Origin of the sequence: Streptomyces sp. NBC_00104 (assembly GCF_045160825.1) — a bacterium.
Taxonomy (GTDB): domain Bacteria; phylum Actinomycetota; class Actinomycetes; order Streptomycetales; family Streptomycetaceae; genus Streptomyces.
Map to the genome: position 1 here is coordinate 270,699 of NZ_CP108215.1, position 25,424 is coordinate 296,122.

The window sequence follows — 25,424 nt, forward strand, 5'->3', positions numbered from 1 at the left end:
GTCGGCTGGTACGCACCGGGGTGTGACGCCCCGTCATACGGACAGCCAGCGTCGGACGCGGCCGATGAGGTCGTCGGTGTCGACCGGCTTGGTGACGTAGTCGTTCGCGCCCGACGCGAGGCTCTTCTCCTGATCGCCGGGCATGGCCTTCGCGGTGACGGCGATGATGGGCAGTTCGGCGTACTGGGGCATCGCCCGGATCTCCGAGGTGGCGGTGTAACCGTCCATCTCCGGCATCATCACGTCCATCAGGACCAGCGAGATGTCCGGATGGGCGAGCAGCATCTCGATGCCCCTGCGGCCGTTGTCGGCGTGCAGGACGTGGAAGCCGTGCAGCTCCAGCATCCCGCTGAGCGCGAACAGGTTGCGCGCGTCGTCGTCGACCACGAGCACCGTACGGCCGAGGAAGGCGCCGTCGACCACCTGCGCGGCCGGGCGCTGGGACTCCTCCGCACGGACCAGCGACAGTACGTCCCCCGGTTCCTCGGCGGACAGATGCAGGGTGATCCGTTCGCGCAGCTCGTCCAGGCTGGAGAGGAAGTCCAGCGGGCGGCCGTCCGCGCGGGAGCGCAGCGTCTGCTCGTGCGCCAGGTCCACGCGATGACCGGTGTGCACGAGTACGGGCACGCTGGCCAGCGCCGAGTCGCCCTCCATGGCCTCCAGCAGACGCGCACCCTCGTCGTCGGGCATGCCGAGTTCCAGGACGACGCAGTGGCAGGGTTCGGCGGCCAGCGTGCTCGCCGCCTCCTGCGCCCCGACCGCCGTGATGATGTCGATCGCCCCGAGGGGATCGTCGGCGGGCGCGAGGTCGGCGACCGCCCGTTCGGCGACGAGGGTCAGCAGTCCGCGCGGGCGTTCCTCGACGACGAGCAGGCGGCGTCGGCGCTGCTCGGGCGGCGCGACGGGAGCGATCTCCGGCCGGGAGGCCGGCGGGAGCTCCCGGCCGGTGGTGTGCGGCTGGTCCGCCGGCCGGCCGCCGCCGTCGAGCAGTTCCTCGAAGTCGGCGCGTGCCACGGGAAGGTAGAGGGTGAAGGTGCTGCCCTGCCCGGGCGTGCTGTCGACCGTGACGGCGCCGCCGAGCAGATGGGCGATCTCCCGGGTGATCGACAGGCCGAGACCGGTGCCGCCGTACTTGCGGCTGGTGGTGCCGTCCGCCTGCTGGAAGGCCCCGAAGATCGTCTCCAGCTGCTGCTGGGGGATGCCGATACCGGTGTCCTTCACCCGGAAGGCCACGACGGGACCGCCGCGGAGGACGCCCGTGGGGACCTCCCGGTCCGCGGCGGGTTCGATGCGCAGGGCGACGCCGCCCTGTTCGGTGAACTTCACCGCGTTCGACAGCAGGTTGCGCAGGATCTGACGCAGCCGGGAGTCGTCGGTGAGCAGGTCTGCGGGCGTGCCCGGCGCGGTGGCCACCGTGAAGTCCAGGCTCTTCTGCGTCGTCATCGGGCGGAACGTAGCCTCGACGTACTCAAGGAGCTTGCGCAGCGGAACCCGCTCCGGAGCGACGTCCATCTTGCCCGCCTCGACCTTCGACAGGTCGAGGATGTCGTTGATCAGCTGCAGCAGGTCCGAGCCCGCCGAGTGGATGATGCCCGCGTACTCGACCTGCTTGGGCGTGAGGTTGCGCGAGGGGTTCTGGGCCAGCAACTGGGCCAGGATCAGCAGACTGTTGAGTGGGGTGCGCAGTTCGTGGCTCATGTTCGCCAGGAACTCCGACTTGTACTTCGACGCCAGCGCCAGCTGCTGTGCGCGCGTCTCCAGCTCCTGCCGTGCCTGCTCGATCTCCAGGTTCTTGGCCTCGATGTCGCTGTTCTGCGAGGCCAGCAGGGAGGCCTTCTCCTCCAGTTCGGCGTTGGAGCGCTGCAGTTCTTCCTGCTGCACCTGCAACTCCTCCGACCGCGCCTGGAGTTCGGCGGTCAGCCGCTGGGACTCCCCCAGCAGTTCGTCGGTGCGCGCGTTGGCCACGATGGTGTTGAGGTTGACGCCGATGGTCGGCATCAGCTGGGCGAGGAAGTCCTGGTGGATCTGGGTGAAGGGGGTGACGGAGCCCAGCTCGATGACACCGAGGACCTGGTCCTCGACCACGATGGGCAGCACCACCAGGGCGCTGGGCACGGCCTGCCCGAGACCGGAGGAGATGGTCACGTAGCCCGGTGGCAGCTCCTCCACGCTGATGGGACGGCGGTTGCGCGCGGCCTGCCCGACCAGCGAGCGCCCGACGGGGATGCGCTCGGGCCGGTCGGTGTCCTCGGGATAGCCGTACGAGCCCACCAGCCGCAGCTCGGGACCGCGCTCGGTGTCCTCGGCGAGGTAGAAGGCGCCGTACTGGGCGGAGGCCAGCGGCGCTAGCTCGTCCATGATGAGTTCGGCGACGACGGGGAGGTCGCGGTGGCCCTGCATCAGGCCGGAGATCCGGGCGAGGTTGGTCTTCAGCCAGTCCTGCTCCTGGTTGGCCCGTGTGGTCTCCCGCAGGGACTCCACCATGGAGTTGATGTTGTCCTTGAGGTCGGCGACCTCACCCGACGCCTCCACGGTGATCGAGCGGGTCAGGTCGCCCTCGGCGACGGCGCTGGTCACCTCGGCGATCGCGCGGACCTGGCGGGTGAGGTTCCCGGCCAGTTCGTTGACGTTCTCGGTCAGCCGCTTCCAGGTGCCCTCGACGCCCTCCACCTCGGCCTGTCCGCCGAGCCGGCCCTCGCTGCCGACCTCGCGGGCGACACGGGTGACCTCGGCGGCGAACGACGACAGCTGGTCGACCATCGTGTTGATGGTGGTCTTCAGCTCCAGGATCTCGCCGCGGGCGTCGACGTCGATCTTCTTCGACAGGTCGCCGCCTGCCACCGCCGTCGTCACCAGGGCGATGTTGCGGACCTGGCCGGTGAGGTTGTTGGCCATCGAGTTGACGTTGTCGGTCAGGTCCTTCCACGTGCCGGCGACGTTCGGCACGTGGGCCTGGCCCCCGAGGCGTCCCTCGGTGCCGACCTCGCGGGCGACACGGGTGACCTCGTCGGCGAACGCGGAGAGCGTGTCGACCATCGTGTTGATGACGTCCGCCAGGGCCGCGACCTCGCCCTTGGCCTCGACCGTGATCTTCTGTGACAGGTCCCCGCGCGCGACGGCCGTGGCGACCTGGGCGATCGAGCGGACCTGGCCGGTCAGGTTCGACGCCATCACGTTGACGTTGTCCGTCAGGTCCTTCCAGGTCCCCGACGCGCCCCGGACGATCGCCTGTCCGCCCAGATTGCCCTCGGTGCCGACCTCGCGGGCGACGCGGGTGACCTCGTCGGCGAAACCGGACAGCTGATCCACCATCGTGTTGATGGTGTTCTTCAACTCCAGAATCTCACCACGGGCATCCACCGTGATCTTCTGCGACAGATCTCCCTGAGCCACCGCCGTGGCCACCTGGGCGACGTTGCGGACCTGCGCGGTGAGGTTGCCCGCCATGAAGTTGACGGAGTCCGTGAGGTCGCGCCAGGTGCCCTTCACGCCCTGGACGTCCGCCTGTCCACCGAGCCGTCCCTCGGTGCCGACCTCGCGGGCGACGCGGGTGACCTCGTCGGCGAAACCGGACAGCTGATCCACCATCGTGTTGATGGTGTTCTTCAACTCCAGAATCTCACCACGGGCATCCACCGTGATCTTCTGCGACAGGTCTCCCTGAGCGACCGCCGTGGTCACCTGGGCGACGTTGCGGACCTGGGAAGTGAGGTTGCCCGCCATGAAGTTGACCGAATCGGTCAGGTCGCGCCAGACGCCACCGACGCCGGGCACCTGGGCCTGTCCGCCGAGCCTGCCTTCGCTGCCGACCTCGCGGGCGACGCGCGTGACCTCGTCGGCGAAGGCGGAGAGCTGGTCGACCATCGTGTTGACGGTCTCCTTCAGCTGCAGGATCTCGCCGCGCGCGGGGACGTCGATCTTCTGCGACAGGTCGCCCTTGGCGACCGCCGTCGCCACCTGCGCGATGTCGCGCACCTGCGTGGTCAGATTGCCCGCCATGGCGTTGACCGAGTCGGTCAGATCGGCCCAGGTGCCCGAGACCCCCGGCACCTCGGCCTGTCCGCCGAGCGTGCCTTCGGTGCCCACCTCACGCGCCACCCGGGTCACTTCCGAGGTGAACACGGACAGTTGGTCCACCATGCCGTTGAAAACCGTCGCGATGTCGCCGAGCAGGCCCTCGCCGTCGGACGGCAGCCGGGTGCCGAAGTCGCCGTCCCGTACGGCGGTCAGGCCGGCCAGGAGCTGCCGTAGCTCCTGCTCCCCCGGGGCCCGGTCGACGGCCTCGATCGTCTTGCTGCTCATGCGCACCCTCGTTCCGCTCCCCAAGAGCCCTCGCGCCGAGGGCTCGGAACCCGCGCCGGGCCGTGAGAGGCCCGCTCACCGACCGCATTTCCGCAGTTCACGGATCGGCCTGATGAGAAAATCCGGTGAAGGTTAACTCAGTTGTCGTCCGACAACCAAAGCCTGGTGCGGAGATCTCGTTCGCCCCGAAAAGATACCGCCCTGGGCCGAATGGACGGACGGTCGCGGGGCACTCGGGCAGATTCGGCATCGCCGCTTGTTAGAGCCGCACGGACACCTTCGGGATCGACGGGACCCACCGCGCGGCGGGGCATCACCGGCCTTGCCCGAGGGCGCGTTGCCCACAGGGACCGCGCCTCGCCCGCTCACCGCCCGACCGCGACCACTCATCCACGAAAATCCGAAAAAGATCGGCCGGCCATGTCGAGAACCCGCGACCGGCTCCGTCCCTGGTGTGAGCGCGACCAGAATGGGTCGCACGAGGACCGAGGAGAACCACGATGGCCAAGTACCTGATGCTCAAGCACTACCGGGGCGCCCCGGCCGCGGTCAACGACGTGCCGATGGACCAGTGGACACCCGAGGAGATCACGGACCACGTGCAGTACATGCGGGACTTCGCGGCCCGGCTCGAGGGGACCGGCGAGTTCGTCGACGGCCAGGCACTCGCCCCCGAGGGAACGTGGGTCCGGTACGACGGTGAGGGGCGCCCGCCGGTCACCGACGGACCGTTCGCCGAGACGAAGGACCTCATCGCCGGCTGGATGGTGATCGACGTCGACAGCTACGAGCGCGCCGTCGAGCTGGCCGGGGAACTCTCGGCCGCCCCCGGGGCGGGCGGGAAGCCCATCCACGAGTGGCTCGAACTGCGCCCCTTCCTGACCGCGCCGCCCACCATCACGGAGTGACCTCGCAGGTGTCCCAGATGAACGAGGCCCTGCTCCGGAGCCTCACACCGGGCGTGCTCGCCGTCCTCGTCCGCCGCGGAGCCGATTTCGCGGCGGGCGAGGACGCCGTGCAGGACGCACTGGTCGAGGCGATCCGGGTCTGGTCGGCCGACGCGCCGCGGGACGCGAAGGGCTGGCTGGTCACCGTGGCCTGGCGCAAGTTCCTCGACGCGACCCGCGCGGACACCGCCCGCCGTCGGCGTGAGGCTCTCGTCGACGAGGAGCCGACGCCCGGGCCCGCGCCCGCGGCGGACGACACGCTCCAGCTCTACTTCCTCTGCGCCCATCCGTCCCTGACGCCGTCGTCCGCGGTCGCGCTCACGCTGCGCGCCGTCGGCGGGCTGACCACCCGCCAGATCGCCCAGGCCTATCTGGTGCCCGAGGCGACCATGGCGCAACGCATCAGCCGGGCCAAGCGCACCGTCTCCGGAGTGCGGTTCGACCAACCCGGCGACGTCGCGACCGTGCTGCGCGTCCTGTACCTGGTCTTCAACGAGGGCTACTCCGGTGACGTCGACCTCGCCGCCGAGGCCATCCGGCTCACCCGGCAGCTCGCGGCCGGGATCGACCACCCCGAGGTGGCGGGACTGCTCGCCCTCATGCTGCTCCACCACGCCCGGCGCGCCGCCCGGACCACGCCCGACGGCAGCCTGGTGCCGCTCGCCGACCAGGACCGGGGCCGGTGGGACACGGAGTCGATCGCCGAGGGGGTCGAGATCCTGCAGGCGGCCCTGGCCCGCGACCGGCTGGGCGAGTTCCAGGCGCAGGCCGCCATCGCGGCCCTCCACGCCGACGCGCCCGCCGCCGAGGAGACGGACTGGGTGCAGATCGTCGAGTGGTACGACGAGCTCGCGCGCCTGACCGACAGCCCGGTCGTCCGGCTCAACCGCGCGGTCGCCGTCGGCGAGGCCGACGGGCCGCGCGCCGGTCTGGCGGCGCTCGCGGCACTGGACGACTCGCTCCCCCGCCACGCAGCCGTGGCGGCGTACCTCCACGAACGCGACGGCGACCTGGCGACGGCGGCACGCCTGTACGCCGAGGCCGCCCGGAAGGCACCCAATCTCGCGGAGCGTGACCACCTCACCCGCCAGGCCGCCAGGCTCAACGCCCGCCGACGCCGCTGACGGGCCGAGGCCGGGAGAACCAGGAAGACCAAAAGCACTTGAAAGATCGCGATATGCCCGAAGTGTCACGAGAAGGGATAATTCATCTATCGCGGTGACGCATGAGCGGCGTCCCCATGGACCACGAACAGGCAGGTCGGACCATGCCGAAGAAACCACGTTCGTCCGAGCCACCGCACGGAAAGGGCCCCAGCCGTCACCAGGGCACCGGTCAGCACGGCTGGTCACCCGATGTGGACGAGACGCATCAGCAGGACAACCCGAGCGCTCACCGCTCCTTCCGTACGGCGGAACACGCCGGCGAGGGGGGCCGGGGCCGGACGAAGTCCGCCGAGGAGTCGAAGTCCGTTCCGGGTGACACGGCGAAGAGCCACGGGGCGCGCGGCGAGGAGTACGGCGACGCGGACGAGAAGGGCCGACGCGACACCGGACGCAAGGGACGTTCCCAGCGCCCCAGCGGAACCAGGGACGCTTCCGCCGAGACCGGCGTGGACCCGCAGGACCCGTAGGACCCGCAGGACCCGCCGTCCGGCCGCCGACGGGATCGGGTCCCGTCGGCGCCCGGACGCCCGCCATTTTCGTCGACGCGCGAGGCCGCGAGGTCCAGGTCAGCAGATCCGCGGCAGTTGCTCCCCGATCGGCAGATCGACCACCCGCGTTCCCCCCAGGCCGGTGCGGGCCACGACCATGCCGGGATGCGCCTCGACGGCCTCACCGATGATCACGGAATCCGTACCCAGAGGATGGGCGCGCATCGCCTCGAGGACGGCGTCGGCGTGCTCGCGCGGGACGAAGGCCACCAGCTTGCCCTCGTTGGCGATGTACATGGGGTCCAGTCCGAGAATGGCGCAGGCATTGGCCACGGCCGACGGGACCGGGACCTCGCGTTCCCGGATGACGACCCCGGTGCCGGAGGCCTCCGCGATCTCGTTGAGCGCCGCCGCCAGGCCACCTCGGGTGGGATCGCGCAGGACGTGCAGATCCGGGGTGACGGCGAGCATGGCGTCGACCAGGCCGCCGAGCGCCGCGCAGTCGCTCTTGATCTCCACGCCGAATTCCAGGCCCTCGCGCACGCTCATGATCGCCACTCCGTGGACACCGATGGCGCCGCTGACGATCACGACGTCGCCGGGGACGACCCGCTGAGGACGCAGATCGACGCCCGCCGGAACCAGCCCGATGCCCGCCGTGTTGATGAAGATCCCGTCGCCGTGGCCGGCCTCCACCACCTTGGTGTCGCCGGTGGCCACCTCCACCCCGGCGGTGCGCGCGGCCGCGCCCAGCGCCTGGGACACCCGCGTGACCACGTCCAGCTCGACGCCCTCCTCCAGGATGAATCCGCAGGAGAGGTAGGCGGCGCGGGCACCGCTCATGGCGAGGTCGTTGACGGTCCCGTTGACCGCCAGGTCGCCGATGCTGCCGCCGGGGAAGAACAGCGGCCGCACCACGTACGAGTCGGTGGAGAACGCCAGCCGGGCTCCGCCCAGGGCGAGGACGGCGGCGTCACCCATCTGGGCGAGCACCTCGCCCCCGAAGGCCGGAGCGAAGATCTGCTGGACCAGTTCGGCGGAGAGGGCTCCTCCACCGCCGTGCCCCATGACGACACGCGGCCGGTCCCGCACGGGCGCCGGACACGTCCACCCCTCGATGTCCAGGGCGGTGGGGACGGGGAGATCGGTGGTGTCAGACAACGGGGCTCGCCTCCCGGGCCTTGGTCGTGGGCAGGTCCAGCCGCCGGTAGAGGTAGTACGCCGCGCAGGCGCCCTCGCTGGAGACCATGGTGGCTCCCAGCGGCGTACGGGGGGTGCACAGGGTGCCGAAGGCCTCGCACTCGTGCGGCTTGAGCAGCCCCTGCAGGACCTCTCCGCTGCGGCACTCGGCGGGTTCTGCCGTCCGGATCCCGCCGACCGCGAAGCGGTGCTCGGCGTCGTGGTCGCGGTACTTCGACGACAGCCGCCAACCGCTGTCGGGGATCACCCCGATACCGCGCCAGGCACGGTCGGTGACCTCGAAGACGTCCTCCAGCATGGCCCGGGCGGCCGGGTTGCCCTCCGGGCGCACGGCGCGGGCGTAGGCGTTGTCGACGGTGTGCTCGCCGCGCTCCAGCTGACGGACGGCCCGGCGCACGCCTTCTAGGATGTCCAGTGGCTCGAAGCCCGTCACCACGATCGGCACGCGGAAGCGCCGCGCGAGCTCCGGGTACTCCCCCACCCCCATCACGCTGCAGACGTGCCCGGCAGCGAGGAAGCCCTGTACCCGGCAGCGGGGCGAGGACATGATCGCCTCGATGGCCGGTGGTACGCGGACATGGGACACCAGCATGCTGAAGTTCTCGATGCCCAGTTTCCTGGCCTGATGGACCGTCATGGCGTTGGGGGGTGCCGTCGTCTCGAAGCCGATGCCGAAGAACACCACCTCACGGTCCGGGTTCCGCTGTGCGATCCGCAGCGCGTCCAGCGGCGAGTAGACGACACGCACGTCACCGCCCTCCCCGCGGACCTGGAAGAGGTCCCGCCCCGTGCCGGGCACGCGCAGCATGTCCCCGAAGGAGCAGAAGATCACCTCCGGCCGGGAGGCGATCTCCAGCGCCTTGTCGATGACCTCCAGCGGGGTCACGCACACCGGACACCCCGGACCGTGGATCAACTCGACCTGGTCCGGCAGGAGTTGGTCGATGCCGTGCCGGATGATGCTGTGCGTCTGGCCGCCGCACACCTCCATCAGCGCCCATGGCCTGGTCACCGTGGCGTGGATGTCGTCGAGGAGCCGACGCGCCAGCTCCGGGTCCTGGAACTCGTCGATGTACTTCACTGGTTGCGCACCTCTTCCACCGGGTCCATGCCCGCCTCCACCGCCGCCATCTCCCAGGGGTCACCGAACTCCTCCTGCAACAGGCCGAGTTCGGCGAAGAGTTCGAGCGTCTGCCGCGCCGACTCCTCGTCCAGCCGTTGCAGGGCGAACCCGACGTGGACGATGGCGTACTCGCCCACCCGGAGGTCGGGCAGATACTCCAGGCACACCTCCTTGACCACGCCGCCGAAGTCGACGGTGGCCATCCGGGTGCCGTCCCGTTCCTCGATGTCCAGCACTCTGCCGGGTACCGCCAGGCACATGAGCCTCTCCTCGCTGTGGGTCGCGCGTCGCTCAGTCGGTGGGCGTGGGAGTGGAAGTGGCGCGGGCGGCCACCATCAGCTGGCCCAGCGCCAGACCGCCGTCGTTGGGGGGCACCAGGTGGTGCCGCAGGACCGTGAAGCCGTCCTCGCGCAGGCCGGCGGCACAGGCCGACGAGAGCAGCGTGTTCGCGAACACGCCTCCCGTCAGGGCGACCGTGTCCAGCCCGTGCCGCTCCCGCGCCCGCTCGCACATCCGGCGCACCAGAGCGGACACACCCCGATGGAAGCGAGCCGCGACCACGGCCGGCTCGACGCCCGCGCGCAGGTCGCCGACGATCGCCGCGAACACCGGTGCCGGATCGGCCCGTACGACGCCGCCCCGGCTCTTCTCCGAGGCGTGCAGGGCGAAGGCGTACGCCGTGGTGTCCTCGGCGGGCGCCCGCAGAGCCGCGCCTTCCAACTCGACGGCGGCCTGTGCCTCGTATCCGGCGCGGTGGCACACACCGGTCAGCGAGGACACGGCGTCGAAGAGGCGGCCCATGCTGGACGTGGAGACACAGTTCAGGTCTCGCTCCAACTGCCGCTCCAGGACCTGCAGTTCGTCGGGCGGGCAGGCGGCCGTACAGGCGAGGTCAGCGGACCAGGGGATCCCGGCCGCCCGCAGATGGGCCAGTGCCATGCGGTACGGCCGGCGCACCGCGGCGTCGCCACCGGGCAGCGGGACGTACGCGAGGTGCCCGAACCGGGTGAAGCGGTCGTAGTCGGCGAGCAGGAACTCCCCGCCCCACACGGCGCCGTCGTCGCCGTGGCCGGTGCCGTCGAAGGCGACGCCGATCACCGGCCGGGTGCCGTCCAGCCCGTGCTCGGCCATCGCGGCGGCGACGTGCGCGTGATGGTGCTGGACGCGCACGACGGGCCGGTGCGCCGCGTTCCGGTCGGCCCACCGGGCGGAGCGGTAGCCCGGATGCCGGTCGGACGCCAGGGTCTCGGGCCGCACTCCCGTGATGGACCCCAGCTGCGCCGCCGCGCGCTCGAAGGCCCGCTGCGTGCCGACGTCGTCCATGTCGCCGATGTGCGCCGACAGCCAGGCGCGGCGGCCCGACCCCAGACAGAAGGCGTTCTTCAGGTCTCCCCCGACCGCGAGGGCCGGCCGCACGGACAGCGGCAGGGTGAGCGGCAACGGGGCGTAGCCACGCGAGCGGCGGATCACCAGCGGCTTCCCGTCGCAGACCCGGACCACGGAGTCGTCGCACGGGACATGGATCGGCCGGTCGTGTGTGAGCCAGGCGTCGGCCAGATGCGCGAGCCGCTCCAGCGCCTCGGTGTCGTCGGTGACGATCGGCTCACCGGAAACGTTGCCGCTGGTCATGACGAGCAGCCGGGGGCCGTCCGCGTCGCCGGGCAGGCCGAGCAGCAGATGGTGCAGGGGCGTGTAGGGCAGCATCACGCCGAGGTCGGGACTGCCGGGCGCGACGGCCTCGGCGGGCTTCGGATCCCCGGCGGCGTACGACGGGTCCGGGTGCCGCCTCAGCAGGACGACCGGCCGGGCCCGGTCTTCGAGCAGACTCCGCTCCTCGGGGCTCAGCCGCACGAGGTGGCGGACATCGTCCGGGGTCCTGGCCATGACGGCGAACGGTTTGTCCCCCCGCGCCTTCCGGCGTCGCAGGAGGGCGACCGCCGCCCGGCTCGTGGCGTCGCAGGCCAGGTGGTAGCCGCCCAGGCCCTTCACGGCGAGGATCCCGCCCCGCGTCAGCAGTACGCGCGCCTCGCCGACCGGATCCGCCCCGTCGACACCCCTGAGCCCCTCCTTCTCGGCGACGACCAGCCGCAGACGCGGCCCGCAGGCCGGGCAGGCGACCGGCTGCGCGTGGAAACGCCGGTCGGCCGGATCCGCGTACTCCCGGGCACAGTCGGGGCACATCCGGAAGCCGGCCATGGTGGTGTTGGCCCGGTCGTAGGGCACCGCGGTGACGATCGTGAAGCGCGGGCCGCAGTGGGTGCAGTTGACGAACGGGTGGCGGTACCGCCGGTCCGCCGGGTCGGCCAACTCGGCGAGACAGTCGGCGCAGGTGGCGGAGTCCGGGGAGACCAGGGTGCGTGCCGGTCCGTCGGCGCGGGAGGCGAGGATGGTGAACGCGGTGCCGCCGGCGGGAGACATCTCCGTGTGGTCGACGGACTCCACGCGGGCCAGCGGGGGCGCCTGGGCGGCGATCCGGTCGCAGAACCGGGCCACGGCCGAGGCGGTGCCCTCGACCTCCACGACGACGCCCTCCGGGGTGTTGGTCACATGTCCGGCCAGGGCGAGTTCGGCGGCGAGGCCGTACAGGTACGGCCGGAAACCCACGCCCTGCACCACTCCCCGGACGGTGACCCGGCGGCGTAGCGGGGTGTCCTCGGCGACGGCGGCCGGGGCCTGCGAAGCGCTCACGAGTGGGTGTGGGCCATCGTGCCGGTGGCCTCCGGGTGCGCGTGGGTGTGTCCGTGCGTGTGACCGTGGTGGGAGTGCCCGGCCATGACCGGCGAGTGGACGGGGGCACCGTCCGCGGCGGCCATGGCCCTGTCGAGCAGTACGCCGATCCCCTGCCCCCGTCGTGCCGAGGTCATGACCACCTCGACTCCGGGGTTGACCTGCTCCAGGTTCGCGCGGAACGTGATCGCGTCGAACTCGACGGCCGCCGCGAGGTCGGTCTTGGTGACCACGACCAGCTGGGCGAGGCCGAAGGCGGTGGGGTACTTGAGCGGCTTGTCCTCGCCCTCCGTGACGGAGGCGAGGACGACCCTCAGCGTCTCCCCCAGGTCGTAGGAGGCAGGGCAGACGAGGTTGCCGACGTTCTCCACGAACAGCAGCCGGGTGTCGTCGGGCAGCCACCCGTCCAGGTGCCCGGCGAGCATCCCCGCCTCCAGGTGGCACAGTCCGTCGGTGAGCACCTGCTTGACCGGGACACCCGAACGCGCCAGGCGGACCGCGTCGTTCTCGGTGGCAAGGTCGGCGCTCAGCGCCGCGACGGCCACGGACCGCTCCCGTGCCCGCAGCAGCTCCTGTTCCAGCAGCGCGGTCTTGCCGCTGCCCGGGCTGGACAGCAGATTGACGACCGCGGTGCCTCGGGCCGTGAGATGTGCGCGCAGTTCGTGGGCGCTCGCGTCGTTCTTCGCGAGTACGGCCTGGCGCAGGTCGGTGACACGGCACATGGTTCAGCGCTCCTCGGAGATCGGTTCGCGGGTGGACGGGTGCGCGGGGTCGCCGTCCTCCCAGTGCACGTCGACGATCTGCAGTTCCCGGCCCGCGAGCAGGTCGGTACGCGTCCCGCCGCACGCGGGGCAGGTCAGCCGGGGAGGCATACCGACGGCCCATTCGTGTGCGCAGGGCGTGCAGCGGGCCCGCCCCGGCACCGCCTCGGTGACGAGTTCGGCGCCTTCCAGCAGGGTTCCGGCACAGGCCAGTTCGAAGCAGAAGGCGAGTGCGTCGGGTACGACACCGGCGAGTTCGCCCACCTGGAGCCGCACCGATCGCACCGCCGTGACACCTTCGGTCCGGTCGGCGGCCTCCGCGACCTGGTCGACGACCTCCAGCGCGACGGACATCTCGTGCATGGGTATCCGTCCTTCCGCCGCCTGCCCTGACCGGGGTTCATTAGAGGCGCGCACACCCGGGGCGCACGGCCCGGCACGCCGTCACACGTCGGCAGGTACGCCGTTCGACGCAACCGGAGGGCACCCCGGGGTGGCACCCCGGTTCACATCCGTCGGATCCGCAGATAGCGCCTGAGGTCGGGAAGCACCTCGGCGGCGACGGCCACCAGGGCCGCCACGGCGGCTCCTCCAATGACGATCTTCTTCATCCCGTCTCTCCTCATGTCGAAGCCTCAGCGGTGGGGACCTGCGCCACGGACGGTTCGCCGTTCCGCAGGAGTTCTTCGATCAGCCGGACGGCCTCCGGCACGGCGTCGGACACCGGCGCGCTGAGCCCGATGCCCTCGTCCACCGAGGCCGGTTCGCATCCGACGACCAGGACACGGCGTGGTGGCCGGCCGCCGGTCCCGGCGCAGAGGGTGCCCAGCAGCGCCAGGACGGTGTCGGGGGTCATCCGGTGGCCGTCCAGGGCGGGGGCACCGGGCGCCGGGCTCGGGCCTGCGACCTCGTGCTCGATCACGTACAGCGTGCCGGGGGCTTCGCCGCGTGCCGTGGCGTCCACGAGGACGAGGGTGTCGTAGCCGTCCAGGAGTTGGTAGGCGAGGTGCACCCCGCGTACCCCGATGTCCACGACCTCGACGTGTTCTGGCTGGTCACGCTCGGAGAGTCGGCGCGCGGTCTCCACGCCGAAGCCGTCGTCGCGGAGGAAGATGTTGCCGATGCCCGCAACGAGAGTCCGTGGGCCGGCCGGTGGGGAAGGGTTCATGCGTCGTCCTCCAGCGGTGTGACCTCGTCGGGCTGGAAGTACAGGAAGCGGCCCTGCTCGCGGCGGATGTCGGCGCCCGGGTCGCCCTCGACGGTGACCGCCAGGTGCACCCCGCCGTCGACGTCGTGGAGCACCGCCTCGACCTTGGCGGTGCGGCCCCGCAGGAAGATGTCCTGTGCGTCGGTGCGCCGCAGGCCCGGGTGGAGCTCGACGCGGCTGCCCTTGCCCACCGACCGGCCGTCCACGACCACGCGGTCCTGCGCCGGGTCGAAGCCGGTGTCGCTCGCGGGGTCCCACCAGGGGGTCTCCGGCCGCCGCACCCCGAACTCGTCGGGGAAGCCGAGGTCCGGGGCGACGGGGGCCGGGCCGGTGACCTCGCGCAGGCTCCGTACCGCCCCGTGCAGTCGCTCCAGTACCTCGGCCGGCATCGAGTCCGCGAGTTCGATCACGGCGGCCGCCCGCTCGTCGGTGCCCCTGGCCTCGCGTTTCTCCTCGTCGGTGAGGGCCGCCGTGCGCAGCGCGAGGATCTCGTCGATCTCGGTGGCGTCGTAGAGCGCGCCGGGGCTCTCCGGTGCGATGGCCGGATGGTCCTCCAGGATGATCGGCGAGGACAGCACGAGGTCCGAGCGGCCGGGTTCACCGGCGAGTACGGGCCAGGTGTGCAGGTTGCGGCAGGCGGCGACCGCGCCCTTGGCCCACTCGGGGGGATCGGTCATCGACAGGAACGATCCGGCGCTGAGGGCCATGAGGAGGTGGGTGGCCACCAGGGAGTGCGGCAGCGCCGCGTCCCGGTCGGCGCCGCGCCCCTCGGGCGGTGTCCAGTCGCTGGTGTTCTCGACGACGGCGGTCAGCCGCAGGGTCCGGTAGGGGCCGTCGAGTTCGCGGGCGGACAGCCGGACCCTCCCGTTGATCTCCTCGCACCGCCGGACCAGTCGGCCCACGGTACGGCCGGCCGCGTCCAGGGCCGGTGCGGTGTCCTCCCGGGCGGGAAGTCGGAAGGTGTGGGTGACGCCGTCGCCGAGGAGTTCGTCCACCGGCGCGATCACCTCGACGCGTTCCTCGAACCCCTCGTCCCAGGGCACCAGCACCCGGTCGTCGAGGTCGAGTTCGGTGACGGTGTCGAAGCCGCCGTCCGGGCGGACCCGCTGCACGGTGCGCCGCCGGGCGTGCAGGAAGCGCACCTCGACCGAGAGGGTCGCACCCGCTTTCGGTTCCATCAGGCATTCGGTGTGCTGGAAGTCGTGCTCCTCGCACTCGGCGCCCCAGCCGGGCGGCACGAGCACCCCGAACTGCCAGCGCAGCCGGTTCTTGGCCGCCGAGGCGCGGTACGGGTAGAGCACATAGCCCTCGAAGAGGACGGCGTCGGCCACCTGCCGGGCGACGGCGAACCGCTCCTCGGTCTCGGGGGCGAACGCGGTCACGGTCACGGGTCGGTCCTTCCGGTGGTGCCGGTGAGCGTGCGGAACGGGTCGCTGCGGGGTGGGTCCGCGGCGCCGCCGCCGTCGAGCAGGGCCTTGAGGGTCGCTTCCCAGGAGGGCAGCGCGTGCCGGGAGCGGTAGGCGAGGAGGGCGTCCATGATGTCGCGGGGCAGCCGGATCCAGCCGCAGCCGGGGAAGTGCTGCTCGACCATCTCCCGCCAGGTGGCGACCGGCATCCGGAAGGAGGCCTCGCGGTCCCACGGGACCGGTTCGATCCGGAAGCCGCCGGCGCCGGTGAAGGCCGTGCCGGAGAACAGCATCAGGAGGGGTACCTCGCCGTCGGTGAGGGCGGTGAGATAGCGGGTGGCGGCGATCTCCATGTCGTACGTGCAGGGCACGACGAGGTCGGTCTCGATCTCTCCGGTGAAGCTCGGGACCATGACCGAGACCTGGGCGAACTGCACCGGCTGGAGCGTGCTGCCCCAGCGTGAGCGCTCGCCGAAGAGGTCCGCCAGTCCGTCGGCCTCGGCGGGCTCGTAGGCCCGGCGGGCGGGTTCGATGCGGATCTGGCAGCGCAGGGCGAGGGCGTGCACGCGGGCGTTGTCGGCGGCCGTGACGCGCAGCCGGAAGACGAGGGTCGGTCCGGCGGCGTACCGGTCGGCGCGGACGCCGACGCAGCCGAAGGAGAACTCCGTCACGGGCGCACCGCCTCGTTGGGCAGGTGGCCCGCCGCGTCCGACGCGTCCTGCGCCTCGCCCACGGGCCGGGCCCGTCGCGCGACGTCCGCGAAGAACGCGTCCAGCGCGGCACGGGCCTCGGCCCCGCCGTCGAATCCCTGCCACAACAGGCGCATGCGGCCGACGAGTTCGTAGCAGATGTCGATCGGTACGAGGTGGCACTCTCGGTGTCCGTCGGTGCGGCGCAACAGCAGTGCCTCCACGTCGGGTTCGAGGAGTTCGGCGAGGCGGCTGCCGCCGATGACCTCCGCCCAGGTGGCCGGTTCGAGTTCGCTCTCGGTGGCTCCGGCCGGGCTCGGGTAGAGGGCGACCAGTCGGTCGAGCGCCGCGTTGCGGAAGAGGAAGGCGACGCCGACCGGGATCTGCAACGCCTCCCACACGCTGTCGTCGAGGCGGTGTCCGGGGTCGGTGAGGTAGCGGGCCGGGACCGCGCGGAAGCGGCCCGCGGCGGCACCCGGCTGTTCCATCAGCAGCGCGCAGGCGGTGCAGGCGCAGACGAGGGCGCGTTTCTCGGTGTCGACGAGGTGGCGGTGGTCCTCGGGCACCACGGCCGCGCACAGTTCGCACCGCTCCGGCTGCGGCGGTCGCTCGGTGAGGAACCTTCGCAGGCCGGCGGGGGGCGCGGTGGTCGCGCTCATCGGGTCCCCGTCGGTGCGGTACCGATTTGGAGGAGGGTGGGCCCCTCGGGGGCGGTCTCCACGTCGACGGCCCTGACCTCGGGGGCGAAGCAGGCGAGCGCCGCCTCCGCGGCCTGCCGGACATCCGCGCCGGAGCCGCAACCGCAGCCTCCGGCCTCCCGGGCCCGGACCCTCAGCGTGCCGCTCTCCTCGTCGAAGTCCACGACCTCCAGGGTGTGTTCCCGGACGCTGTCGAGGGCCCGGGCGATACGGGTGTCGCAGTCCTCGGGGTGCAGGTCGTGCAGGACGAGCAGGCTCGCGACCAGTTCGTCACCGAGCAGTGCGGCCGACGGTGAGCCGGCGGAGGAGGCCAGCAGGTGGAGGATGCGGGCCAGGCCCGCGCCGTAGAAGTCCATGAGGGACCGGACGAGTTCCTCGGCCGCCGTGGCGGCGGCCGGGTCGCCGCTCGCGGCCAGTCGGTCCAGCACCTCCTCGACGCGGCGTCCGGTCTGCTCCGCGTTCATCGGCGCCGTCGCCGTCGCCGCGCTCATCCGCCCAGTCCGCTCAGGCCGGTGGGCACGTGCATCGACTTCACGGTCTTGCCGCCACCGACGTACATGTGGACGCCGCAGGGCAGACAGGGGTCGAAGCTGCGGACGGCGCGCATGATGTCGATGCCCTTGAAGTTGTCCGGGGTGTTCTCCTCGAAGATGGGCGTGTTCTGCACGGCGTCCTCGTACGGGCCGGGCGTGCCGAAGGTGTCCCTGGTGCTGGCGTTCCAGGGGGTGGGCGGGTACGGGTGGTAGTTGGCGATCTTGCCGTCGCGGATCACCATGTGGTGGGAGAGGACGCCGCGGACCGCCTCGGTGAAGCCGACGCCGATGCCCTCGTCCGGGACCTCGAACTTCTCCCAGGTCTGGGTGCGTCCGGCGCGGACCTCCGCCAGGCCCTTCTCCGCGCAGTGCAGGGCGACGGCGGCGGCGTACGCCTGGAAGTAGGTGCGGGCGCGGTTGCGCTCCAGCGCGTTGGACCACCGCGGGATCTTCCACTCGAAGGTGGTCTCCGGCTTGGTCATGGTGCGGGGCAGGTTGATGACCACGCTGTGGCCGGTGGCCTTGATGTAGCCGATGTCGACGAGCCCGGACAGGGCGGTGGACCACAGGCGGGCGATGGGGCCGCCACCGGTGTCCAGGGCGAGGTGGTCCTTGCCGTCGAACCAGCGCGGGGACATGACCCAGCTGTACTTGTCGTCGAAGTTCCGCTTCTGCGGGGCGGGGATGGTGTGCTGGTTCCACGGGTGGCGCGGGTCCACCGGGTTGCCGAGCGGGTCGTGGGTGACGAACTGCTCCTGGCCCTGCCAGTCCTCGTAGTAGGAGCTGCCCAGCAGGATGCGGATACCGAGGTTGATCTCGGTGAGGTCGTTGGTGACGAGCTTGCCGTCGACGATGACGCCGGGGGTGACGAACATCTTCCGTCCCCAGTCGGTCATGTTGGCGTAGGTGAAGTCGCAGTACTCGGGGTCGTTGAGCGCGCCCCAGCAGCCGAGCATGACCCGGCGGCGGCCGACCTCCTCGTACCCGGGCAGAGCCTCGTAGAAGAAGTCGAACAGGTCGTCGTGCAGGGGCACGACGCGCTTCATGAACTCGACGTACCGCATGAGGCGGCTCATGTAGTCCGTGAAGAGCTGTACGGAGGCGATGGTGCCGACGCCGCCCGGGTAGAGCGTGGAGGGGTGGACGTGGCGGCCCTCCATCAGGCAGAACATCTCGCGTGTGTAGCGGCTGACCTGGAGGGCCTCACGGTAGAACTCGCCCTCCAGGGGGTTGAGCGAGCGCATGATGTCGGCGATCGTGCGGTAGCCGTGCTCGGCGGCGTGCGGGGCCTCGGTGCGTTCGGCGAGTGCGAGGACGCCGGGGTTGGTCTCCCTGACCATCTTCTCGCAGTAGTCGACCCCGACCAGGTTCTCCTGGAAGATGTTGTGGTCGAACATGTACTCCGCGGACTCGCCGAGGTTGATGATCCACTCGCCGAGGTGCGGGGGCTTCACGCCGTACGCCATGTTCTGCGCGTACACCGAGCAGGTGGCGTGGTTGTCGCCGCAGATCCCGCAGATGCGGCTGGTGATGAAGTGGGCGTCGCGGGGGTCCTTCCCACGCATGAAGACGCTGTAGCCGCGGAAGACCGACGAGGTGCTGTAGCACTCCGCGACCCGCTTCTGCTTGAAGTCGATCTTCGTGTGGATGCCCAGGCTGCCCACGATCCGGGTGATCGGGTCCCAGGCCATCTCCACCAGGCCACTGCCGTCGCCGGCCGTCTTCGTCCTCGGTGCCATCGTCTGTGCCGTGCCCTTCGTTGCGCGGTCGGTTCATGTGGGGGGGTGCACGAAGCGGGGAGCGGGTTACCTTCGGCGGTCGCTCACCACGGGGGTCGGTATCCGGTGGTGATCTTGTCTCCGGTACGGCGCCACTTGGGCTCCTTGTCCACCGTCTTGGCCGTGATCGACCGCAGCTTGCGCACCACGGCGCCGTACGCCCCACTGGCGTTGCTCGACACCTTGGCGCCGGGGGGCTCGTCCATGAACGGCATGAACTTGTCGGGGAAGCCGGGCATGGTGCAGGCGATGCAGATGCCGCCGACGTTGGGGCAGCCGCCGATCCCGTTCATCCAGCCGCGCTTGGGCACGTTGCACTTGACGACCGGGCCCCAGCAGCCGAGCTTGACCAGGCAGGTCGGCGAGTCGTACGACAGGGCGAACTGGCCCTGTTCGTAGTAGCCGGCGCGGTCGCAGCCCTCGTGCACCGTGGCACCGAAGAGCCAGGTGGGGCGCAGCTTGTCGTCCAGCGGGATCATCGGGGCGGAGCCGGCCGCCTGGTAGAGCAGATAGGTGAGCGTCTCGGAGAAGTTGTCGGGCTGGATCGGACAGCCCGGGACGCACACGATGGGGATGCCCGCGTGGGACTTCCAGTCCCAGCCGAGGTAGTCCGGCACACCCATCGCGCCGGTCGGGTTGCCCGCCATTGCGTGGATGCCGCCGTAGGTGGCGCAGGTACCGATGGCGACGACCGCCAGCGCCTTCGGGGCGAGCCGGTCGATCCACTCGCTGGTGGTGATCGGCTGGCCGGTCTCCGGGTTGTCGCCGAAGCCGCACCAGTAGCCCTCTGGCTTGATCGCCTCGTTGGGGATGGAGCCCTCGACGACCAGCACGAACGGGTCGATCTCGCCCCGCTCCCCCTTGAAGAACCACTCGATGAACGTGTCCGAGCCGCCGACCGGACCGCACTCGAAGTCGATGAGCGGCCAGTGGACGGCGATCTTCGGGAGCCCCGGCAGCACGCCGAGCACGATCTCCTCGATGCTGGGCTGCATGGCCGCCGTCAACGCGACCGAGTCGCCGTCGCAGCTCAGCCCCGCGTTGATCCAGAGGATGTGGATCGTGGGTGTCTCGTCGGCGGGCGTGTCGCCCGCGTCCACGGCATCGACCGTGCCCGGCGTCGCCTCAGTCATGGGACCGCCTCCTGGGGAGGTAAGGGATGAAAGCCTGTATTTCGAACGTCGCTCTTCTTCGTATCAGCCGGTCGGCCGTGACGAGACGCCATCGAGGGCCGTTCCGGTGACATCGGCGACGGAGGGGGTCCGGGCGAGGTGCGCAACCGGGGCGGAAGCGAGGTGCGGCGGGGTGCGCGGGGGCCGCCTCTTGTGGACGAAGGAGCGACGCAGAGCGTGATAGGGCGCGTCCGCGTCGTCGAAGGTCCGGCGCATCCGGGCCAGCTCCTCTTCACGGAAGCCGGCCGGTGGGGTCGTGCTCTCCAGCCGGTCCAGCTCCGTCTTCTTCGCGGCGACGCGGTTCGCCGTCGCCGGAAGTGACGCCAGACGCGCGGCCAGACCGGCCGCCTCGCGTGCGAAGGCGTCAGGCCCGCAGTCGAGCACCCGGTCGACGAGTCCGAGGCGCAGTGCGCTCGCCGAACTCACCGGCAGGGCCTCACGCATGAGCCGTTCGGCCGTCGCGGGACCCACCCGGCGCGGCAGCGTGTACGTCCAGTACTCCGAGCCGTACAGGCCCATCAGACGGTAGTGCGGGTTCAGCACGGCGCCCGAGCGGCACCACACCTCGTCGGCGGCCAGGGCGAGCATCACCCCGCCCGCCGCGGCGTTGCCCGCGACCGCCGCGACCACGAGCCGGTCCGTGGTCGTCAGGACCGCCTCGACCAGGTCGTCGATGGCGTTGATGTTCGCCCAGGACTCGGCGGCGGGGTCGGCGGCGGCCTCGATGACGTTGAGGTGGATCCCGTTGGAGAAGAAGTCCCGTTCGCCGCCCAGCACCAGCACCGACGTGGGCCGTGCGCACGCCTCGCGGTAGGCGTCGAGCAGACGCCCGCACTGGTCGGTGCTCATGGCGCCGCCGGGGAAGGAGAACGAGAGGAAGCCCACGTTCCCGTCCTCCCGATAGCGGATGTCCGCCCAGGCGAGGTGCCCGACCTCGGGCAACCGGGGCAGGGCGTGCTCGGGCAGCGGCGGCAGCCGGTCGCCCAGGGCCGCCACGGCGGGCAGTTTGAACGTGGGCGGCTGCCCCGGTGCGCGCCGGGGCCGCAGCTCGGGGATCCACACGGCGCCGTCCTTGGTGGCCCGGCAGACCGCCCCGGCCCGGGTGGCCAGCAGCTCGCCCGGACGGCCGCGCAGCACGCTCTCGGGATGGCCGCCGTGCAGGTACCACTCACCGCCGAGCAGCACGTCCAGCACACCGGGCTGCGAGTCCGCCGCCCTCAGCTTGCGCAGGACGTCCTGGGTGGAGTCCTCGGCCCAGTCGATCCGCCGAACGCTCTGGTCGAGGTACGGACGCGGACGCAGCCAAGTGTCGGCCGTCCCTGCCGCGTGCTGCTCGCGCGGTACGTACGTGCCCCCGGCGAAGCGCTCCACCGCGAGCAGGACGGCCTCGATCGCGGCGTCGGCGATCTCGCCCCGGTACAGCTCGCTCTTGGGCACCTGGGGAATCCGGCACGGTACGGAGGCCCACACGGCACCGCCGTCCATCTCCGCGTCGGCCTGCAGGACGGTGACGCCCCACTCCTCGACGCCCTCGTGGATCGCCCAGTCCAGGGAGGACGGTCCCCGGTCGCCGACGGGCCCGGGATGGACGACGAGGCAGGTGTAGGCGGTCCACACCTCCTCGGGAATCGCCGTCTTCAGCATCGGCGCCACGACGAGCCGCGGTGCGTGCCGCCGCACGGCCTCCGGCAACGAGGTTCCGGGCAGGGCGAGTTCGACCGCCACGGTGTAGCCGCGGTCGCGCAGTTCGGCGTGGGTGCGCTGGGTGAGGCTGTTGAACGCGCTGGCTAGGAGCAGGATGTGCACGGCTGCCTCCGGGCGGACGAACGGCAGGCAGGGATGGCCGCCGACCGAGAGCCTCGGCCATGGAGGCCCGCCGGCCCCGGCGACAGACGGTGAGGTCATCCGAAAGCGGGCGCCCATCCGCCGTCCGGCCTCACCGGCTCTCGCCCGCGAGGGCACCGGCGACCCGGCTCACCGAGCCGGCCGCCGCGTACGGTCAACGCCGTCGCAGGCCGCTGATGATGCGCTCCCACGGGGTGCGGGTGGCCCCGAAATGGGTCTCGTGGGCCCAGATGTGCGTGCACGACCGGCACTGCAGATGGAGCAGGCTGCCGGCGTTGGAGAGCAGGTAGCGCCAGTGCTCGGAACAGGTGCGGCCCTGCTCGCAGGTGGCGCACCCGCGCCGGTCGTCGCAGTTCGGGCAGGCCACCCAGGCGCGACGCCCGATGTCGGCCTGCGGGTCAAGCGGCAGCATGGCCGCCGCCTCCCCTGGGAAGCACACCGGCCGAGACCAGTTCGTCGTACACGCGCTGCTGCTCCGCGCTGAGGCCGGAGTACAGCAGCTCGTACGCCGCCTCCTCGCCGCGCAGTGCGTCCACGGGGTCCCAGTCGGCGCCGAGAGCGTCCAGGACATGAGCGCGCCGGAGCATTTCGTGTGCGCTCAGGTCGACGACCAGGTCGACCGTCGGGGAGGCGCCCGTACGGTCCGCGGCAGGATCGCTCTCTGCGGCGGGTCCGTCCGGTTCGCCAGGAAGGGCGCGGCCATCGTGGGACATGCGACCGAACGTAGGTAAGCGCTCCTCGCCCCGGCAAGAGCAGGTGGGCGAAGTCACAGCAGGTCCATGTGCCCGGGGCCCCAGGAGGCGGCTCCCGCATCGGCCGGGTGGAGCCGGGCGAACGCGTCGCGGCGAGGCCGGCTCCTGGGGCCCCGGCCCGCTCGGCGGGGTACGACCGGCCGACCGCGACCACGTGTCCGTCTACGTCTACGACGGCGACGGCCTCCCCGAAGCGTTCGTCGGACTCAGAGGCTGGCGAAGAGGTCGTCCAGCGGGGCGGGCACCTGGTAGGGGGTGAGGGCTTCGACCAGGAGGCGGCCGTAGCGGATCTTGCGCCCCTTCTTCGTGCCCATGAAGCGCCGCAGCAGCTGGTGCCGGGGCCGGCCGTGCTGGGCGGGCTGCTGGAGGAAGGTCTGCCAGGCGCGCATCTCGTCCTCGGCCCGGACGATCTGCTCGACCCGCGCCGGGCCCAGCGCACGGATGAGCTCGTCCTCCAGGTCCGCCGTGCAGACGAAGACACCCGGGCGCGAGGCGGAGGCCGGGTCGAGGCCCCGGTCGAAGAAGGGTTTCTCACGCTCGTCGCACAGACCTGCCAGGCGAAGGCCGAGACCGGACTGCCCGAGGAGTCCCGCATAGCGGCCGACGCTCATCGCCCCGCCCATCGACAGTACGCACACCCCTTCCGCCGCCAGGTCACGCCCCCGCCCCCTGGCCAGCGCCTCGACGGCCGCGAGATCGCTCAGCCCCTCCAGCAGGACCGCCGTGTGCACCCCCAGCAGCTCTGCCATCGCCTTCGCCGACCCGCCGGAGCCACCGGCCGCCCAGCCTGTGACCTCGTCCCGGAACATGCGCATGTCGACCATGCCGGGGAGTCTGCTACGTCCACCGACGCCGGCGCACGCGATATTCGGCCGAGGACCGCGCCGACGAGACACCGGCATTCCGCCCGGGACCCGGCGGAGGCCGACGGCACCCAGCGGCTGACCCTCGGCTCGGGCGCCGTCAGGCCGTCAGGCCGTCAGGCCGGCTCAGCGCCCGCAACCTACGAGCACCAGCCCCCGGCCGCCGAGAGTCCGGCGCGGGTGTCGGTGTCGGTGTCGGCGGGCTCGGCCCCGTTCTTCGCGCACCACCGGTTCACCGGCCGCGACTGCACCGAGACAGCCGGTGGGCTCAGGGCTTCCCTCACCAGGGCTGAACCGCTGAGGATGAAAGCATCCGCCGTCGAGATCCCGCGCCACCTGCGGCTCATGAACGCCTTCCCGGTGTCCGTCGGCGGCAGGGCCGCGGCGTCGAACTGCGGGAGGGCGGTGGCGCGGGAACTCGCGGCCGGGTGCGGTGCCGGATCAGCGGATCTCGTTGACCCGGTGCTCCTTCAGGGCGGCGCAGTTGGAGTTGTTCACCGACACGTACACGTTGTCGATGCTGCCGCCCCAGCTCACGCAGTGACCCTTGCCGTAGACGTATGCCGGTCCCGCATACGACGTGTAGCTCTCGGAGTCCTCGGCCCACTCCTCCGTGTCCGGGACGTAGATGTACGCGGACATGTACTTGAGAGTGCCCGGGTTGGTGCGGATGGTCGCGACGCAGTTCTTGCCGTTCGAGGAGTTGTACGTCAGGTAGACGGTGCCCAACGAACCGACGGGCGCGGAGTTCACGGTCTTGTAGGCACTGCCGCAGACACCCTGCGGGGTGACGTTGGGTGCGGCGGAAGCGGTCGTGCCGAGCGCGATCGAGCCGCCCACCGCCAGCGCGGTTAACGCCCCAACTGCCGCGACATTACGCATGATTCCCATATTTCCCCCTTGCATCCATGAGAGCACTTTGCTCCCACTCCAGGTGACCGTCGAACGGCACGAATGGTTGCGCCGGGTTCACACCGGGCTCTTGAGCGGTCACCTGCGCTCGGGGGGAGCCCTGGCCGTCCGGGACGGCACCCGTGGACCGCCCCTTCGCGCCCTCGGCTCGGGAGCTGATCACCGCGCCGCGCCCGTCGCGCCCGTCGCGGATGCGAGCGGCAGCGGAGCATTCACGGCCGACCCGGCTACCTTTATCCCCGCAGAGGTAAGCGATACCGGCAAATCAACCCTTCCCCGTGAGGTCCTCCCATGCGTCTGAGCATCCGCAACCAGATCCCTGGCACGGTCACCTCCGTCACCCCTGGCGAAGCCATGGCCACGGTCAAGGTCCGCCTCGACGGTGGCCAGGCCCTCACCTCGGCGATCACCCTGGACGCCGTCGAGGAACTCGGACTCGCCGCGGGCTCCGCCGTGAACGCCCTGGTCAAGTCCACAGAGGTCTCGCTCGCCACCGGCGCGGTGGAGGGCCTGTCCATCCGCAACCGGCTGCCCGGCACCGTGAGCGACATCGCCACCGGTGCCGCGATGGCCTCCGTCAAGGTCACCGTCGAGGGCGGCGAACTGACGGCCGTCATCACCAGGGACGCCGTCAGCGACCTCGGCCTCGAGGTCGGCTCCCCTGTCACGGCGCTGATCAAGTCGACCGAGGTCGCCCTCGCCGCCGTGTGACCCGACGGCAGTCGAGCACGCCGACGGGCCGGGGCGGGTCGCGGTTCGTCACGGCTGGAAGCGTTTCCAGTCGATCGGCGAGCGAGCAGGCCGAGGCCTCAACACCCATGAACTCCAGGGATGTTGTGACTCCGACCGCCTTGA

The 25,424-nt window shown here is 71.2% G+C and carries 25 protein-coding genes; 4 read left to right on the forward strand and 21 right to left on the reverse strand.

The window, feature by feature from the left end:
• Positions 1-33 precede the first annotated feature (33 nt).
• Positions 34-4,302 carry a HAMP domain-containing protein gene (locus OG272_RS00990; RefSeq protein ID WP_327731939.1) on the reverse strand — a complete coding sequence of 1,423 codons (4,269 nt, stop codon included), beginning with the start codon at positions 4,300-4,302 and terminating at the stop codon, positions 34-36.
• A 500-nt stretch (positions 4,303-4,802) separates the two neighbouring features.
• Here OG272_RS00990 and OG272_RS00995 point away from each other — a divergent pair, with 500 nt between their 5' ends.
• The 3 genes from OG272_RS00995 to OG272_RS01005 all read left to right on the forward strand — a co-directional run bounded on the left by OG272_RS00995 (position 4,803) and on the right by OG272_RS01005 (position 6,882).
• Entirely contained in the window at positions 4,803-5,210 is a 408-nt protein-coding gene (locus OG272_RS00995) for a YciI family protein (protein WP_326573284.1), read from the forward strand.
• 17 nt (positions 5,211-5,227) lie between these two features.
• A complete protein-coding gene (locus OG272_RS01000) occupies positions 5,228-6,373 on the forward strand; it encodes a DUF6596 domain-containing protein (RefSeq protein WP_327732381.1) in 1,146 nt (381 codons plus the stop codon).
• A gap of 143 nt (positions 6,374-6,516) precedes the next feature.
• Positions 6,517-6,882, forward strand: a complete 366-nt coding sequence (locus OG272_RS01005) for a hypothetical protein (RefSeq protein ID WP_327731937.1) — start codon at positions 6,517-6,519, stop codon at positions 6,880-6,882.
• A gap of 99 nt (positions 6,883-6,981) precedes the next feature.
• Here OG272_RS01005 and hypE read toward each other — a convergent pair whose 3' ends face one another.
• From hypE to OG272_RS01105, 20 genes are all read right to left on the reverse strand, one after another.
• Positions 6,982-8,064, reverse strand: coding sequence for a hydrogenase expression/formation protein HypE (hypE, locus tag OG272_RS01010; RefSeq protein ID WP_327731936.1), 1,083 nt, complete (start codon positions 8,062-8,064; stop codon positions 6,982-6,984).
• Positions 8,057-9,184 carry a hydrogenase formation protein HypD gene (hypD, locus tag OG272_RS01015; RefSeq protein ID WP_405892185.1) on the reverse strand — a complete coding sequence of 376 codons (1,128 nt, stop codon included), beginning with the start codon at positions 9,182-9,184 and terminating at the stop codon, positions 8,057-8,059. The genes hypE and hypD overlap by 8 nt, the downstream gene beginning before the upstream one ends.
• Positions 9,181-9,486 (reverse strand): HypC/HybG/HupF family hydrogenase formation chaperone, encoded by a 306-nt coding sequence (locus tag OG272_RS01020; protein WP_326573292.1) that lies wholly within the window; start codon positions 9,484-9,486, stop codon positions 9,181-9,183. The genes hypD and OG272_RS01020 overlap by 4 nt, the downstream gene beginning before the upstream one ends.
• A gap of 31 nt (positions 9,487-9,517) precedes the next feature.
• Positions 9,518-11,914: a carbamoyltransferase HypF gene (gene hypF, locus OG272_RS01025; RefSeq protein WP_405892186.1), complete on the reverse strand. Its 2,397-nt coding sequence runs from the start codon at positions 11,912-11,914 to the stop codon at positions 9,518-9,520.
• The gene (gene hypB / locus OG272_RS01030) at positions 11,911-12,675 is read right to left on the reverse strand and encodes a hydrogenase nickel incorporation protein HypB (protein WP_326573296.1); all 765 of its coding nucleotides are present in this window, start codon (positions 12,673-12,675) and stop codon (positions 11,911-11,913) included. Before hypB ends, hypF begins: the two co-directional genes overlap by 4 nt.
• Before the next feature lie 3 nt (positions 12,676-12,678).
• Complete coding sequence (hypA, locus tag OG272_RS01035) at positions 12,679-13,077, reverse strand: hydrogenase maturation nickel metallochaperone HypA (protein ID WP_405892188.1); 399 nt, start codon at positions 13,075-13,077, stop codon at positions 12,679-12,681.
• Between the two features lie 143 nt (positions 13,078-13,220).
• Positions 13,221-13,325 carry a DUF6893 family small protein gene (locus OG272_RS01040; RefSeq protein ID WP_405892190.1) on the reverse strand — a complete coding sequence of 35 codons (105 nt, stop codon included), beginning with the start codon at positions 13,323-13,325 and terminating at the stop codon, positions 13,221-13,223.
• Between the two features lie 11 nt (positions 13,326-13,336).
• Positions 13,337-13,882 (reverse strand): hydrogenase maturation protease, encoded by a 546-nt coding sequence (locus OG272_RS01045; RefSeq protein ID WP_326573300.1) that lies wholly within the window; start codon positions 13,880-13,882, stop codon positions 13,337-13,339.
• On the reverse strand, positions 13,879-15,309 hold the full coding sequence (locus tag OG272_RS01050) for a hypothetical protein (protein ID WP_327731931.1): 1,431 nt from the start codon (positions 15,307-15,309) through the stop codon (positions 13,879-13,881). Before OG272_RS01050 ends, OG272_RS01045 begins: the two co-directional genes overlap by 4 nt.
• On the reverse strand, positions 15,306-15,998 hold the full coding sequence (locus OG272_RS01055; RefSeq protein WP_327731930.1) for a DUF6084 family protein: 693 nt from the start codon (positions 15,996-15,998) through the stop codon (positions 15,306-15,308). The genes OG272_RS01050 and OG272_RS01055 overlap by 4 nt, the downstream gene beginning before the upstream one ends.
• Complete coding sequence (locus OG272_RS01060) at positions 15,995-16,675, reverse strand: DUF5947 family protein (protein WP_405892193.1); 681 nt, start codon at positions 16,673-16,675, stop codon at positions 15,995-15,997. Before OG272_RS01060 ends, OG272_RS01055 begins: the two co-directional genes overlap by 4 nt.
• Entirely contained in the window at positions 16,672-17,205 is a 534-nt protein-coding gene (locus OG272_RS01065) for a hypothetical protein (RefSeq protein WP_405892195.1), read from the reverse strand. The genes OG272_RS01060 and OG272_RS01065 overlap by 4 nt, the downstream gene beginning before the upstream one ends.
• The gene (locus OG272_RS01070; RefSeq protein WP_327731928.1) at positions 17,202-18,986 is read right to left on the reverse strand and encodes a nickel-dependent hydrogenase large subunit; all 1,785 of its coding nucleotides are present in this window, start codon (positions 18,984-18,986) and stop codon (positions 17,202-17,204) included. Before OG272_RS01070 ends, OG272_RS01065 begins: the two co-directional genes overlap by 4 nt.
• Positions 18,987-19,069: 83 nt before the next feature.
• Positions 19,070-20,158, reverse strand: a complete 1,089-nt coding sequence (locus OG272_RS01075) for a hydrogenase expression protein HypE (RefSeq protein WP_326573311.1) — start codon at positions 20,156-20,158, stop codon at positions 19,070-19,072.
• Between the two features lie 63 nt (positions 20,159-20,221).
• The gene (locus OG272_RS01080; protein ID WP_327731927.1) at positions 20,222-22,003 is read right to left on the reverse strand and encodes an enoyl-CoA hydratase-related protein; all 1,782 of its coding nucleotides are present in this window, start codon (positions 22,001-22,003) and stop codon (positions 20,222-20,224) included.
• 193 nt (positions 22,004-22,196) lie between these two features.
• A complete protein-coding gene (locus OG272_RS01085) occupies positions 22,197-22,454 on the reverse strand; it encodes a hypothetical protein (protein WP_327731925.1) in 258 nt (85 codons plus the stop codon).
• A complete protein-coding gene (locus tag OG272_RS01090) occupies positions 22,441-22,755 on the reverse strand; it encodes a DUF6400 family protein (RefSeq protein WP_327731924.1) in 315 nt (104 codons plus the stop codon). Before OG272_RS01090 ends, OG272_RS01085 begins: the two co-directional genes overlap by 14 nt.
• 245 nt (positions 22,756-23,000) lie before the next feature.
• Positions 23,001-23,618 carry a TOPRIM nucleotidyl transferase/hydrolase domain-containing protein gene (locus OG272_RS01095; RefSeq protein WP_327731923.1) on the reverse strand — a complete coding sequence of 206 codons (618 nt, stop codon included), beginning with the start codon at positions 23,616-23,618 and terminating at the stop codon, positions 23,001-23,003.
• 179 nt (positions 23,619-23,797) lie between these two features.
• Entirely contained in the window at positions 23,798-24,004 is a 207-nt protein-coding gene (locus OG272_RS01100) for a hypothetical protein (RefSeq protein WP_327731922.1), read from the reverse strand.
• 94 nt (positions 24,005-24,098) lie between these two features.
• Positions 24,099-24,548 (reverse strand): spore-associated protein, encoded by a 450-nt coding sequence (locus OG272_RS01105; RefSeq protein WP_327731921.1) that lies wholly within the window; start codon positions 24,546-24,548, stop codon positions 24,099-24,101.
• A 312-nt stretch (positions 24,549-24,860) separates the two neighbouring features.
• Between OG272_RS01105 and OG272_RS01110 the strand changes: the two genes are divergently transcribed.
• Entirely contained in the window at positions 24,861-25,280 is a 420-nt protein-coding gene (locus OG272_RS01110) for a TOBE domain-containing protein (RefSeq protein ID WP_327731920.1), read from the forward strand.
• Positions 25,281-25,424 lie beyond the last annotated feature (144 nt).

Excerpts from the sequence above, each read along its gene's own strand:
- OG272_RS01110 (WP_327731920.1), top strand. The coding sequence starts at position 24,861 with ATGCGTCTGAGCATCCGCAACCAGATCCCTGGCACGGTCACCTCCGTC.
- hypA (WP_405892188.1), bottom strand. The coding sequence starts at position 13,077 with ATGCACGAGATGTCCGTCGCGCTGGAGGTCGTCGACCAGGTCGCGGAG.
- OG272_RS00995 (WP_326573284.1), top strand. The coding sequence starts at position 4,803 with ATGGCCAAGTACCTGATGCTCAAGCACTACCGGGGCGCCCCGGCCGCG.
- OG272_RS01045 (WP_326573300.1), bottom strand. The coding sequence starts at position 13,882 with ATGAACCCTTCCCCACCGGCCGGCCCACGGACTCTCGTTGCGGGCATC.
- OG272_RS01085 (WP_327731925.1), bottom strand. The coding sequence starts at position 22,454 with ATGCTGCCGCTTGACCCGCAGGCCGACATCGGGCGTCGCGCCTGGGTG.
- hypB (WP_326573296.1), bottom strand. The coding sequence starts at position 12,675 with ATGTGCCGTGTCACCGACCTGCGCCAGGCCGTACTCGCGAAGAACGAC.
- OG272_RS01100 (WP_327731922.1), bottom strand. The coding sequence starts at position 24,004 with ATGAGCCGCAGGTGGCGCGGGATCTCGACGGCGGATGCTTTCATCCTC.
- OG272_RS01040 (WP_405892190.1), bottom strand. The coding sequence starts at position 13,325 with ATGAAGAAGATCGTCATTGGAGGAGCCGCCGTGGCGGCCCTGGTGGCC.
- OG272_RS01020 (WP_326573292.1), bottom strand. The coding sequence starts at position 9,486 with ATGTGCCTGGCGGTACCCGGCAGAGTGCTGGACATCGAGGAACGGGAC.
- OG272_RS01075 (WP_326573311.1), bottom strand. The coding sequence starts at position 20,158 with ATGACTGAGGCGACGCCGGGCACGGTCGATGCCGTGGACGCGGGCGAC.
- OG272_RS01105 (WP_327731921.1), bottom strand. The coding sequence starts at position 24,548 with ATGGGAATCATGCGTAATGTCGCGGCAGTTGGGGCGTTAACCGCGCTG.
- OG272_RS01000 (WP_327732381.1), top strand. The coding sequence starts at position 5,228 with ATGAACGAGGCCCTGCTCCGGAGCCTCACACCGGGCGTGCTCGCCGTC.
- OG272_RS01090 (WP_327731924.1), bottom strand. The coding sequence starts at position 22,755 with ATGTCCCACGATGGCCGCGCCCTTCCTGGCGAACCGGACGGACCCGCC.
- OG272_RS01095 (WP_327731923.1), bottom strand. The coding sequence starts at position 23,618 with ATGGTCGACATGCGCATGTTCCGGGACGAGGTCACAGGCTGGGCGGCC.
- OG272_RS01005 (WP_327731937.1), top strand. The coding sequence starts at position 6,517 with ATGCCGAAGAAACCACGTTCGTCCGAGCCACCGCACGGAAAGGGCCCC.
- OG272_RS01070 (WP_327731928.1), bottom strand. The coding sequence starts at position 18,986 with ATGGCACCGAGGACGAAGACGGCCGGCGACGGCAGTGGCCTGGTGGAG.
- OG272_RS01065 (WP_405892195.1), bottom strand. The coding sequence starts at position 17,205 with ATGAGCGCGGCGACGGCGACGGCGCCGATGAACGCGGAGCAGACCGGA.
- OG272_RS01060 (WP_405892193.1), bottom strand. The coding sequence starts at position 16,675 with ATGAGCGCGACCACCGCGCCCCCCGCCGGCCTGCGAAGGTTCCTCACC.
- OG272_RS00990 (WP_327731939.1), bottom strand. The coding sequence starts at position 4,302 with ATGAGCAGCAAGACGATCGAGGCCGTCGACCGGGCCCCGGGGGAGCAG.